This is a genomic window from Brevibacterium permense, assembly GCF_025506275.1.
GTDB classification, from domain to species: Bacteria; Actinomycetota; Actinomycetes; order Actinomycetales; family Brevibacteriaceae; genus Brevibacterium; species Brevibacterium permense_A.
The window spans coordinates 76637-88861 of sequence record NZ_QYCP01000088.1 but is presented as its reverse complement, the minus strand read 5'-3'; the positions used below and the strand labels follow the sequence as shown (position 1 = coordinate 88861).

The window sequence follows — 12225 nt, the reverse complement described above, 5'->3', positions numbered from 1 at the left end:
AGTTGCGAGCAGGGTCGTCAGTTCTTTCCGGACCCCATGGGTTCGGTGCGGTCGGTGAGCGCGTACGGCCGGCGGCCCTGACCTCGGACGAAGGCGAAATAGCACAGCCACAGCGCGACGACCCACAGCAGACCGACCCACAGAGCCGGTCGCGAGTCGGGGACTATGCCGACCATGACGACGACGAAGACGATGAACGCGACGGTGATCCACGATCCCACCGGCCACAGCGGCATGGGGAATTCGCTGGGAAGGCGAGCCTCCTCGGCGATCACCTTCTTCATCCGGATATGGGAAGCGAGGATGATCAGCCACACGAGCACCGTGGCGAAGGTTGCCAGCGCTCCGAGGAGGAACAGGGCCTGATCAGGGTAGAGGTAGTTGAGGACGACGCCTGCGAGGAGCGCGACGATCATCGTGACCACGGTCATCACGGGCACGCCGTTGCGTGAGGTGCGAGCGAACGATCGCGGGGCCTGCCCCTGTTCGGCCAAGCCGTGGAGCATCCTGCCGGCGCCGAAGATGTCGGCGTTGATGGCTGACAGAGCTGCCGTGATGAGGACGACCTGGAGGATGGCGGCCGCTGCACTGAAGCCGACCGAGTCGAAGATCGCGACGAAGGGGCTGATCTCGGAGGTGATCTGGTTCCACGGCAGAATGCACATGATCACGCCGAGGGTGAGGACGTAGAAGAGGAGGATGCGCACCGGCACCGAGTTGATGGCGGCCGGCAGCACCTGCTTCGGATTCTGTGCTTCTCCGGCGGTGACGCCGATGATCTCGATGCCGCCGAAGGCGAACATCACGATGGTGAACGATGAGAGCAGACCCCAGAACCCGTTGGGGAAGAAGCCGCCGTGGTCGAACAGAGCCTGCGGGCCCATCTGATCGTGGTCGGCGATGCCGAAGCCGAAGATGATGATGGCCACCCCGGCGGCGATGAGGGCGATGATCGCAACGATCTTGATGAGAGCGAACCAGAATTCGAGCTCACCGAAGACCTTGACGCCGATCATGTTGATCGCGGCGATGAAGAAGACGACGGCGAGCACCCAGATCCAGCGGGGGACTCCCGGGAACCAGAAGCCCATATACACGCCGATCGCAGTGGCGTCGAAGACGGCGACGAGAACCATCTCGAAGGCGAAGGTCCAGCCGACGAGGAAGCCGGCGAAGGGGTGGATGTAGCGGGAGGCATACTGGCCGAAGGAGCCGGAGACGGGGTGGCGGACGACGAGTTCGCCGAGGGCGCGCATGACCATGAAGACGGCGGCACCGCCGATGATATAAGCGAGCAGCACTGCCGGTCCTGCGGCTTGGATCGACTCCGAAGATCCCATGAAGAGGCCGGTGCCGATGGCGGAGCCGAGGGCCATGAAGCGGATATGTCGGGCGGTCAGGCCCCTTTTCAGGCCGGCGTTCTCTTCATGTCCGTCAGTGTTTGCGTCGCTGGGGAGCGCCTCGTTGCGGTCCTTGTCGGCTGGAGCCATCGGTGTCTGCTGTCCTCTTCTCTCGACTGACCGTGGCCGCCTCGGCCCCGATGCGATCGACGGACCCGGCTCCACGGCCACCTCAGATTCTCACACCGAGGCGGCGGGCGAATACGGAAGTTGGCACAAAGAGTCCGAGATCTCAGAAATTCGGGTCGGACCGCCGGCCGAGAGTCAGGCTGTCTGCCGATCGCTGGAAAGCATCCCGAAGATGAGGGTGTCGGTCCATTCGCCCTTCGACCACCAGTCCTTGCGCAGGTGCGCCTCTTCCCGCATCCCGATCCTGCGCGCCAATTTCGCCGAGGCGGTATTCCGGGAATCCATCTGCGCGAACACCCGGTGGAGACCGTAGCGGTCGAAGGCGACGTTGAGGACCGCGATGGCCGCTTCGGTGGCGAAGCCGTGGCCGCTGGCGGCCGGATCGAGGATCCAGCCGATCTCGGCCTTCTCATCACTGTCGTTGTCGAGCCAGATAGCGATGTCCCCGATGACGTGCGAACCTTCAAGAGAATCGAGACCGTCGGCCGTCTCGATGACCAGGGCCAGGGCACGGGATTCTGTCTCGAGCCCCGTGCGCTGCATGCGTTCTGAGACCTTGGTCCGGGCCACCTCGGCGGTCCAGGGATCTTCGAGGAGGAACCGGGAGACGTCCTCGCGGGAGAAGATCCGCAGCTGCTCCTCGACGTCGGATTCGACGTAGGTGCGCAGCCGCAGTCGGTCGGTGGTCAGCGGAAGTTCGATGGGTTCCATGTGCCTACTCTGCCAGGTCGACCTGTGGAGACAAAGAACGATGCCGGAAGCGGGGCTCAGCAGGCCAGCCAGAAGAACTCGACCGAACTTTTCGCCATGGAGATCGTCACTTCTTCAGCGCCTGCCCCCACGTCAGCTTCGGTCCCGACTTGAGGATCGAGTTCTCGAAGATCCTCGTCGCCAGCAGCAGTGCCAACACAGTGGTGACGATGAGGATGAGCAGCGAGACGAGCGGCTCCCACCATTCGACGGTGCCGAGGAAGACACGCATCGGCACTGCCACCGCCGCGGAGAACGGAATATAGGACAGCACCGCCATGACCGTCTCATTCGACGAGAAGATGATGACGCCCATGTAGGGCAGGAAGATGAGCATCATGATCGGCGTGCTCGTCGACGGCAGGTCCTCGGTGCGCGAGACCATCGATGCCGCCGCCGCGTAGAGGGCGGCGACCATGACGAAGCCGACGATGAAGAGCGGGACGAACCAGGCGATCGGTTCGGCGACCTTGCCCAGCACCAGGTCGTTTCCGCTGATGGCGGCGCCCGCGAGGACCGCAATCGCGGTGAGTCCGATCTGTGCGAAAGCGAGGATCGTGCAGGCGATGACCTTGCCGAACATGAGCACCCGCGCCGAGGTGGACGCGAGCAGGATCTCCACGATCCGCGACTGCTTCTCCTCCACCACGGATGAGGCGATCGTGTTCCCGAACGTCATCGCCGCCATGAAGAACACCAGGCCGAGGCCGAGGCCGATGAAGTAGGTGAGCGCTGGGTCCGGGGCATCGGGATCGAGGAGTTCGACCTCGGGAGTGAGGCTGAGTGCCCCGATGAGTGATTCCGGTGCCGAGCGCAGGGACAGCACCGAGACCCCGGTCGGCGAATCCTGCGATTCGACGACGGCGGATTCGACCTTCTCGGAGGTGATCAGGGCTTTTGCCTCGACGACGTCATCGACTTGGACGGTCTCGATATCGTCGATCCCCTCGACGGCTTTCGCTCCCGCCGAGGTGACCGCCACCTTGTCCGTGGAGGAGAACAGTGAGGGCAGCGCTCCGGAGACCCCGACGAGGACGCCGAAGAGTACTATGCTCAGGATCGTCGAAACCATGAACGCTTTCGACTTGATTCGCACCATGATCTCGCGTTCGATGACGAGCCCGATCGCGGTGGTGAATCCGGCTCGGTTCGTGCTGACTGGAGCCTTGCGGGTGCTGTCGGCTGCGGTGGTCGTGTCGGTGGTGCTCATGCCTGCGTGACTTCCTGGAAGAGACGGTTGAGGGCGACTTCGTGCGGAGCGAAGGATGACACCGATGAGACGGTGAGCGCTTTGCGCAGGACCGCCTCGGCGGAATCGGCGTTCGGGGCTGTGAACCGGGCCCAATTGCCGTCGAGTTCGATGACGGAGATATCGGGCAGACCGCGCACCCAGCCGAGGTCCGCATCCGTCTGCAGCGTCCACTCGGGCAGGCTGCGCTGCCGTCGCAGTTCCGTGGTGGTGCCGGCTGCGACGAGGTGGCCGTCATTGATGATGACGAGGTCGTCGACGAGGCGTTCGACGAGGTCGAGCTGGTGACTGGAGAAGAGTACCGGGGCACCGGAGGAGGCGAAAGCAGTGAGGACGCCGAGCGTGCGTTCGACGGCTACGGGGTCGAGGCCGGAGAACGGTTCGTCGAGAACGAGTGCCTGCGGGTCGTGGATGAGGGCCGCGGCGATCTGGACCTTCTGCTGGTTGCCGAGGCTGACCGATTCGAGGGTGTCGGTGGGTTCGCCCTTGAGGTCGAGCTGCTCGAGGAGCTCGAGACCGCGCTTCTTCGCCGCTTGGCGGGTGAGTCCGTGGAAGCGGGCGAGGTAGACGAGCTGATCGATGATCGGCATTTTGGGGTAGAGACCTCGCTCTTCGGGCATGTAGCCGATCGCGCTGCGATGGTTCGCGGTGATCGGTTCACCGTCGACGAGGATGCGTCCGGAATCGGCGGCAAGGACGCCGAGGAGGATCCGCATGGTCGTGGTCTTGCCGGACCCGTTCGAACCGACGAATCCGGTCATCCGGCCGTCGCCGATGTCGAAGCTGAGATCGTGCAGCACCTGCTTGTCGCCGAAGCTGCGGTTGATGTTCTCCAAGGTGATCATGCTTCAACGCTATGCGGAGATCGGCGTGAGCGGATCAGTCTTGAGGGTGAATTCCGTACCCTGCCTGCGGGGGATCGCGGCTCTTCGCAATCGAAGGTGCAATCGGGGCCGGTTGGCGCCTGCGAAGAGTCCGAATATCCCCTGTTGCGTGGGTCGGCACGCGAGTATCATTCAGCCCATGACGAGACCGAGTGAGATCCTCGGCAGCGTAGTCGCCGCCAGCGAGCGCGAGCAGCCCGACACGTTCCTGGACTATCTGCGCGACGCCGTCGTGCGCAAAGTTCGCGGCGTGTCAGAGGAGGATGCTCGGCGCAGCCCAGTGTCGAGCGGCACCAGCCTCGGCGGATTGATCAAACACCTGCGGTGGGTGGAATTGGGAGCGTTCGCCGAGCAGATCGGGCAGATCCCCGCCGCGGAGCTACCCACGCCGCCGTGGACCGACGCAGACCCGGAGGCCGACTTGCGGCTGGAGCCGGACGAGAAGCTGGACGATGTCATCGGTGCCTACCACGCGGAGTGCGACCGCTCCCGAGAGATCGCCGCCCAGCACAGCCTCGACTGCGTACCACCAGGCGGGGAGCTGACGTTGCGGTGGGTGTACCTTCACGTGATCCTGGAGACCAGCCGGCACGCGGGACACGCGGACATCGTGCGCGAGATGATCGACCGCAGCGTCGGCGACTGACTTCTTGTTGCGCGTCATCGGTTCGTGTTCCGGTGGCCGAGCAGCCGTGCGGGCCGCAGTCCTGTTCGCCGGGGGTGACCGTGAATGGGATGGTGGGTATCCGTGGGGAGGGCCGAGTCGCTTTTCGGGACTCGACGCGAACAACATTACTCCCGTTGTCGATGGTGAGTATTCTTTGCCCGAAATTGTTATGCGCTACCTCCGGCGAAAGGGACGATCCCCTCGTCGAGGCGGCTGACTCAGACCACCTCATCGCATTCGTTCCTGTTGACCGATGGCTATGACTCCGTTCTCATACGCCCAGATGACCGCGTGGATGCGGTCTCGGATTCCCAGTTTCGACAGCAGGTTCGACACGTGCGTCTTCACCGTCGCCTCACCGACGAAGAGCTTCCCTGCGATCTCGGAATTGCTGGCCCCGGTAGCCACCAGCCGCAGCACCTCGAGCTCACGGTCGGTGAGGTACTCGAGTTCAGGCGCGCTTGGTGCCGCCGGTTCCGGGGTCGACACGGACCGTTCGATGACTCGGCGGGTGACCTCGGGGGAGAGCAGACCGTCGCCTGCCGCCAAAGCGGTCACTGCGTCAATGAGCTGTTCTGCTTCGGCGGTTTTGAGCAGAAATCCGCTGGCACCGGCATCGAGCGCGCGGAACAGGAAGTCGTCGCGGTCGAAGGTCGTGAGCATGAGAACGGCCCCGGCTGCCCCGCGGCGGACGATCTCCTCCGTCGCCTGGAGCCCGTCCATGACCGGCATCTGCACATCCATGCAGATGACGTCCGGGGCGAGCTCAAGTGCCTTATCGATGGCGATCTGCCCATTCTCGGCCTCGCCGACAACAGTGATGTCATCTTCGGATTCGAGGATCGTGCGAAAGCCGGTGCGGACCATGGACTGGTCGTCGACGAGGAGGACTCGGATCATGTGGATGCCTTCGCTGGAGTATCGGGGGACGAGCGTTCTGCGGTGCTGCGAGGGTAGGGGATGCGGGCACGCACGATCCAGCCGCCGCGGGACTTCGGCCCTGCCTCGAGGTTGCCGCCGAGAGCATTCATACGTTCTCTCATGCCGACGATGCCGAGGCCGAGCCCTTCGCTCTTGGAACGAGGCCCAGAGTCCGATCGGACGCTGTTGGACCCTGTTGACGGCCGCCCGGCGGAGCGCGTATCGCTGACCTCTACCTCAAGGCCGGTGCTGCCGTAGCGCAGACGCACATCCACCTCGGCGCCGGCGCCCGCATATCGAGAACAGTTGGTTAAGGATTCCTGAATCACACGGTAGATCGACATCTCGGTGATCGGAGTGAGAGGGCGCGGATCCCCGATCGTCGCGTACTCGACTGTTTGGTCGAATCGTCGGGCCGATTCGATGAGTTCCGGAAGGTCGCCGAGGCTGGGGTTGCCTTTCGTCGATGCCGCCGTTGCGTTGTCGTTCGGCGCTTCAGCCGCGCGGTCGCCGGACTTGGCTGTGTCGTCCGTGGCGGAGGTCTCCTCGGTCGATGAGTCCGTGTCGCGCAGCGTGTAGACGAGGGCTCGGAGTTCGTCGACGGTCTCGCGGGTCGAGGATTCGATGACCTGGAGCGATTCCTTCGCTTTGTCGGGGTTCCTCTCGAGGCTGCGCCGAGCAGCAGCGGCGTGGATGCCGACCCCGGCGATGTGGTGGGCGACTCCGTCGTGGAGTTCCCGCGCGATGCGCACCCGTTCGAGGTCGACGGCCTGCCGAGCCAATTGCTGTTCCTGTTCGCGGACCTCGTCATTGGCGGCTCGGAGGTCGGCCATGAGCTTCCGCTGTTTCCATGCCCTGTTGCCGAAGACCCATGCTCCCCCGAAGAAGGCGACATTCGTCAAGAAGGACACCCCGCCCGATGCCGCGAACTGAAGAACAGTGAAGTCCCCGAGAGCCCGGAATTGGACAGTCAGCGACACCGTGAAGAGGACCGCCATGCCGATGCACAGCAGCAGTCGCGACCAGAATGCCACTCGTCGGCTGCGCTGCCACGGTCCGATCGAATAGATGCCTAAGAACAGGATGATCTGCGAGACGCCGATCTCCATGGCACTGTTGACCAGAGCCACTGAATAGACGAGGCAGATGACGAAAGCGCTCTGGCTCGGATAGCGGCGGCGATAGAGCAGAGGGGCCGTGAGAAGAACTGATGCAAGCGCGCTCGCCCACAGAGGTGCATTGAGGATCTCAATGCTGGAGGCGCTGTAGAGCACGGCAAAGAGCACTGAGGACACTGCCAGAGCCACGACGATATAGACATCGCCCCTGGTGGTTCGCGTGGGTGACTCGTCGGCCGTCATCTTTCCAGCTTAGACAGTGCCGTGCCCCGCCGGTATCCGCCGCAGTGGGGAAATCGCGATGTGCTTCTCCCGCCGGAGGCGGAGGAAGGGGAAGCTGGGGAGCCTATTGCTCCTTCTGCGCGACGATTACGGCCAGGTCCCGGTGCTGCCAGTGCACACGAGTGGTCAGCCCCGCCTCGGCGAGCCAGGACAGCTGGTCATCTAAGGAGCTGGGGGTGTCATCGATCCAGTCGATCGGTGTGACGACATCAGACGGGTCTGCGGGCACGACGAGGTCACCGAGGACGAACCGCCCTCCGGGGTCGAGCACACCGGCGATGCGGGCGAAGAGGCCGGCCTTGCCGGGGCCGTCGAGGTGATGGACGGCGAGCATGGACATGACCAGATCGAATGGCCCCTGCGGCAGCGGTTCTTCGAGGCGACCCAGCTGCAGTTGGGTCCGGTCAGGGTCAAGGGTCGCCTCGGCGGCGGCGAGCATCTCGGAACTCGCGTCGACGCCCAGCAGTTTCGCCTCCGGAAGAGCTTCGAGAACGCGCTGTGCGGTCAGCCCGCTGCCGATGCCCAGATCGAGGATCGACGTCGGTGCTCCAGTGGCTGCCGCAGCGGCCACCTCGGTCTGCAGCCGCGGATAATCGGGAATCTCCTCGGCCATGAGTGACCGGTAGGTCTCCGGGTCCCACTCGAAATCGGACATCTCAGCTCCTTAGCCGTCGATGCGACCGAGCCTACGCCCCGCAGCACCTAGAGGTCGATGGCAACGATCGGATCCGTGGTCGGCTGCCTCGAGCCGCCCTCGGGTTCGACGGTGATGCCGAAGACGCTGCCCGAGGAGAACCTCTCGCCGGCGATGGTCACCGGCTGATCCGACATCAGTCCGGCACTCTCCGGTCCGTCGGCACCGATGACCCACATCTGCATAGACTTTCCGACCGGTGGCCGCCCGATGTCTTTTGGACTGAGGCGGATGAGCTGCTCACTCTCAGAGGAGATCACAGTGACGGTTCCGCCCTCCGGCATATCTGCGGTGCTCGTCTTCAGGTCGCCGGCCTCCATGAGGCGAGCGGAATCATCCAACTGCTGTTGGGTCGCGGCCAGGTCCTCTTCCAAGGAATTCTGTCGCTGATTCTGCTGCCAGACGGTGGCGCCGAGTCCTGCGGCGACGACGATCGCCGCCGCAGCTGCCGCCCAGGGCAGCCAGGAAATGCGGCCGGACTGCGGCTCACCTCGGCCCCCATCGCGGTTAACGGATCGGCGTGTCTCCCGATGTTCGGTGAGCAATGTCGGTGCAAGCGGTGCAGATGGTGCATCGGTGGCGGCAGGCGCGACCGATGCACCTTCCGCCTCGGCGACCGACGAAGTCTCAGGCTCGACAGCGGGTGAGGTCTCCGGTGCCGACTCCTGGCGGTAGTTCTCGGGGATCGACAGAATCGCCTCTCGAGTCGCCGAGCTGACTTCAACCGGTTCATCGGATTCGGCCGCTTCGGCCGTCACGTCGGCATAGGCGGCGACTTCGGCGCGGAAGTCGGCGTCGGCATCGGCCAGCGCCTGAGCCTTCGTGAGTTCAGAGTCGCTGAGCCCGCCGAGGGCCAGCCCGGCAGCCAGATAGTCACGATCTGCGCTCATCGGCTTGCCTCCAACTCTTCTCGCAGCTTCTTCATTCCGTCCCTGATCCGTGACTTGATGGTACCCAGGGGCACCTGGAGATTCTCAGAGATCTGGGTGTGGGTCATGCCTTGGTAGAAGGCCATGACGATCGGTTCGGCCTGCTCATCCGGGAGGATCCGCAGAGCCGAGACGGTCCGGTCCGACTCTGCACGGGCGATGACGGTCTGCTCCACCTGGTCGACTGCTTCGGCGGTGGTGCGGAGCCCGTCCGCGTAGTCTCTGTCCTGCTGAGCCTGGACGCTGCGCACACAGTCGATGGCTCGCCTGCGGCACAGGGTGATCAGCCACGCCCGTCCGCTGCCGCGCCCCGGGTCGAATCCCGCACACCGGGTCCAGACCTCGGTGAAGCAGTCCTGGAGGACCTCCTCGGCCAGTGTTCGGCTCTTGACGATTCGCAGGATGACGGCCATGAGGATGCGGGAGTGAGTGGTGAACAGTTCTTCGAATGCGGACTGGTCACCCTCGGCGATGCGGATCAGCAGGGCACCGCCGGGATCGGCGGAATCCGCCGACTGGTGATCAGAACTCATTGCCCAATCATGCCATGCATGCAGAAACCGACCGCGCCCTTCGCAGGGGAGCGAGGCGGCCGGGAGCCGATCCTGTTGCTGCTGATCGGTTCCCGGCCCCTGCATCGTGATGTTCTCTCGCTGTGGACTCTGCGGTCACTTCTTCGGCATCATCACGGCATCGACCATGTAGACCGTGGCGTTGGCGGTCTTGACGCCGCCGCAGACCAGTCCGGCATCGTCGAACTTCATGTCCTCGCCCTCACCGGAGATCTTCACCTTCGAACCTTCGACGGTCTCGTGTTCACCGGCGATCTCATCGGGGGAGAGCTGTCCGGGGATGACGTGGTAGGTCAGCACCTTCGTCAGCTGGTCCGAGTCCTTGGCCAGGGCGTCGAGGTCGTCCTTCGGCACATCGGCGAAGGCATCGTCGACTGGGGCGATGACCGTGAACTCGTCGCCGTTGAGGGTGTCGACGAGGTCGACATCGGGGTTGAGCTTGCCCGAGACAGCCTTGGTCAGGGTCGTGAGCATCGGGTTGTTCGAGGCGGCAGTGGCCACCGGGTCCTGGCCCATGCCATCGACAGAACCGGCCCCGTCCGGGTTCGCCTCCGCGTAAGCCGAGCAGCCCTTGCCGACGAGGTCGGAATCGGCCATGGAGGAGTCGCCGGACTCGCCGGGCATCTCGGACTCGCCCGAGTCAGCGGGCTGAGATTCGGAGCTGCCCGATTCCGAACCGGACTCCTCCCCGCCGGAACTGGAATCCATTCCGCAGCCGCTCAGAGCCAACAGGCCGATGGCACCGGCCGAGAGGATGGTGGCGGTGCGTGTGCGAAGCAGTGTCTTCATTGTTCTTCTCCTAATCAACAGTGATGCGTATTCGCGCACAGCTGTGAAGTGATCTCCATTGCTCGCTGTGTACTGGGTATTCGGTGCGGTGCTCGGTTCGGATGGGTGGATGGGGAAGAAATCTTGAGAATCTCTTCGCCGAGGCGGCTGCGGGCTCATTCGACGCGGAATTGGATGTGGTGGTGCCCGGTGGCCGAATTCGGGATCGAATCCCGACGTTTCGCTGTCTGCACTGTGCCGTCCTTGTCCGTGGCACGCACGGTGAGGGTATGTGACCCCGCGGCCACCTCGGCGAATTCCGCCCGCCACTGTCGCCAGGTGTCGATCGTGACCTCCTCGGCCAGATCCGCCTGCGTCCATTCGCCGTCGTCGAGCTTGACCTCGACGCGGTCGATCCCTGAACGCTGCGCCCAGGCGGTGCCGCCGACCCGGAGGTCCCCGGCAGGGACCTTGGCCAACGGCCTTGGCACCTCGATGCGCGAAGCGACGAGGATGGGGGCCTTGGCATCCCACCCGCGGTCGGTCCAGTAGGCGGTCTTCACATCGAAGCGGGTGACCTCGAGTTCGGTCACCCATTTCGTCGCGGAGACGAAACCGTAGAGTCCGGAAACGACGAGACGGGCAGGGAAGCCGTGGATCGGGGTGAGCGGTTGGCCGTTCATTCCCACCGCCAGGAGGGCGGCACGGTCATCGGTCAGTGCACCGATCGGGGTCGAGGCGGTGAATCCGTCGAACGAGTGAGAGAGGACCATATCCGCTCGCGAGCTGGGGCGGGCTCGGGCGAGAAGCTCGCGCACGGGATAGCCGAGCCAAGTCGCATTGCCGACGAGATCCCCACCGACGGGATTGGATACGCAGGTCAGCGTGATGTGGTGTTCTTCGAGCGGCAGGTCGAGGACGTCGTCCATCGTCAGGGTCACCTCGTTCTCGACCATGCCGTGGATGTGCAGGGACCACTGTTCCGGGTCGATGACCGGTGGTGAGAGCACCGTGTCGATGCGGTAGAAGTCCTTCGCCTCGGTGACGAAGGGGACCGTGCCGTCGAGGTCGGTGCTCGCGGCGGCGGGGATCGCTGCCGCCTTCTTCGCAGGGTCGGGCAGTACCAGCTTGGCCACCGCTGCTCCGGCTTCCTGTGTGAGAGAGACGAGGGTCTGGCCGGCGGCGATGGTGACGGCCCCGATGGCGCCGACGGCCCCGGCCAGGCCGAAGAAACGGCGGCGGCTCAAGGGTTCCGAGGTTCGCGAACCGCGCGCGACATCGGAACTGTCGGTCGCCTCGGCAAGGGTTGCCGGTGCTCCGAAGCGCAGCAGAAGTAGGAAGACCGCGATGCCCACGGCGATGCCGATGAGCGTGGGAGTGACGTCGATGGCACCCGCCTCGGGGCGGATGATGATGACGATGATTGGGACGAGCCCGGCGACGACCAACAGCGTCGTGGCCAGACACCGGCTGGAGACGGCCAGGGCTCCGATGAGACCGGCGAGGACGATCGCACCGAGGCCGGTGGAGAGGACGAGGACGAGTTTGTCGTTGTCGCCGAACAGGGCGATGACGGGTTTGATCGCCGCCGGGGGAGCCAGTGGGATGATCGCCTGACCGAGGGTGAGCAGGGGTGCCGCGCTCGGGGTGAAGGCACGCGCGATGAGGTCCGCGAGACCGAACATCATGACTGTGGCGACGATGCCTGCCACGACGCCGCGGAAACGGTGGGTTGCACGGGTTTTCCGATTCATAGTGATCATTCGGAGCCGCCGGGACAGCGGATGGGTCTGCGGGTTTTGTTACTGACCATTCACTGAAACGCCAGTGACCTTGTTGCGTGCCTGTCGTAGCATGGTGCA

The 12225-nt window shown here is 64.4% G+C and carries 12 protein-coding genes; 1 reads left to right on the top strand and 11 read right to left on the bottom strand.

Annotation, left to right across the window (positions count from 1 at the left end; all coding sequences use genetic code 11):
- Positions 1-17 precede the first annotated feature (17 nt).
- The 4 genes from D3I60_RS10540 to D3I60_RS10525 form a co-directional block, all read right to left on the bottom strand.
- Positions 18-1490 carry an amino acid permease gene (locus D3I60_RS10540; protein WP_440588572.1) on the bottom strand — a complete coding sequence of 491 codons (1473 nt, stop codon included), beginning with the start codon at positions 1488-1490 and terminating at the stop codon, positions 18-20.
- Positions 1491-1664: 174 nt separating this feature from the next.
- Complete coding sequence (locus tag D3I60_RS10535; protein ID WP_262776184.1) at positions 1665-2240, bottom strand: GNAT family N-acetyltransferase; 576 nt, start codon at positions 2238-2240, stop codon at positions 1665-1667.
- Between the two features lie 106 nt (positions 2241-2346).
- Positions 2347-3489 (bottom strand): ABC transporter permease, encoded by a 1143-nt coding sequence (locus tag D3I60_RS10530; RefSeq protein WP_262776183.1) that lies wholly within the window; start codon positions 3487-3489, stop codon positions 2347-2349.
- Positions 3486-4373, bottom strand: coding sequence for an ABC transporter ATP-binding protein (locus D3I60_RS10525; protein WP_262776181.1), 888 nt, complete (start codon positions 4371-4373; stop codon positions 3486-3488). The genes D3I60_RS10530 and D3I60_RS10525 overlap by 4 nt, the downstream gene beginning before the upstream one ends.
- A 178-nt stretch (positions 4374-4551) precedes the next feature.
- On the opposite strand from D3I60_RS10525, the gene D3I60_RS10520 reads away from it, so the two are divergent.
- The gene (locus tag D3I60_RS10520) at positions 4552-5058 is read left to right on the top strand and encodes a DinB family protein (RefSeq protein ID WP_262776180.1); all 507 of its coding nucleotides are present in this window, start codon (positions 4552-4554) and stop codon (positions 5056-5058) included.
- A 249-nt stretch (positions 5059-5307) separates the two neighbouring features.
- On the opposite strand, the gene D3I60_RS10515 is transcribed toward D3I60_RS10520, so the two are convergent.
- From D3I60_RS10515 to D3I60_RS10485, 7 genes are all read right to left on the bottom strand, one after another.
- Positions 5308-5979 carry a response regulator gene (locus D3I60_RS10515; RefSeq protein WP_262776179.1) on the bottom strand — a complete coding sequence of 224 codons (672 nt, stop codon included), beginning with the start codon at positions 5977-5979 and terminating at the stop codon, positions 5308-5310.
- Complete coding sequence (locus D3I60_RS10510) at positions 5976-7361, bottom strand: sensor histidine kinase (RefSeq protein ID WP_262776178.1); 1386 nt, start codon at positions 7359-7361, stop codon at positions 5976-5978. Before D3I60_RS10510 ends, D3I60_RS10515 begins: the two co-directional genes overlap by 4 nt.
- A 103-nt stretch (positions 7362-7464) precedes the next feature.
- Positions 7465-8055 (bottom strand): class I SAM-dependent methyltransferase, encoded by a 591-nt coding sequence (locus tag D3I60_RS10505; protein ID WP_262776177.1) that lies wholly within the window; start codon positions 8053-8055, stop codon positions 7465-7467.
- A 47-nt stretch (positions 8056-8102) separates the two neighbouring features.
- Complete coding sequence (locus D3I60_RS10500) at positions 8103-8984, bottom strand: anti-sigma factor (RefSeq protein ID WP_262776176.1); 882 nt, start codon at positions 8982-8984, stop codon at positions 8103-8105.
- Complete coding sequence (locus tag D3I60_RS10495) at positions 8981-9556, bottom strand: sigma-70 family RNA polymerase sigma factor (RefSeq protein WP_262776174.1); 576 nt, start codon at positions 9554-9556, stop codon at positions 8981-8983. The genes D3I60_RS10500 and D3I60_RS10495 overlap by 4 nt, the downstream gene beginning before the upstream one ends.
- A 135-nt stretch (positions 9557-9691) precedes the next feature.
- Positions 9692-10384 (bottom strand): fasciclin domain-containing protein, encoded by a 693-nt coding sequence (locus tag D3I60_RS10490; protein ID WP_262776173.1) that lies wholly within the window; start codon positions 10382-10384, stop codon positions 9692-9694.
- Positions 10385-10539: 155 nt separating this feature from the next.
- A complete protein-coding gene (locus D3I60_RS10485; protein ID WP_262776171.1) occupies positions 10540-12117 on the bottom strand; it encodes a molybdopterin-dependent oxidoreductase in 1578 nt (525 codons plus the stop codon).
- Positions 12118-12225 lie beyond the last annotated feature (108 nt).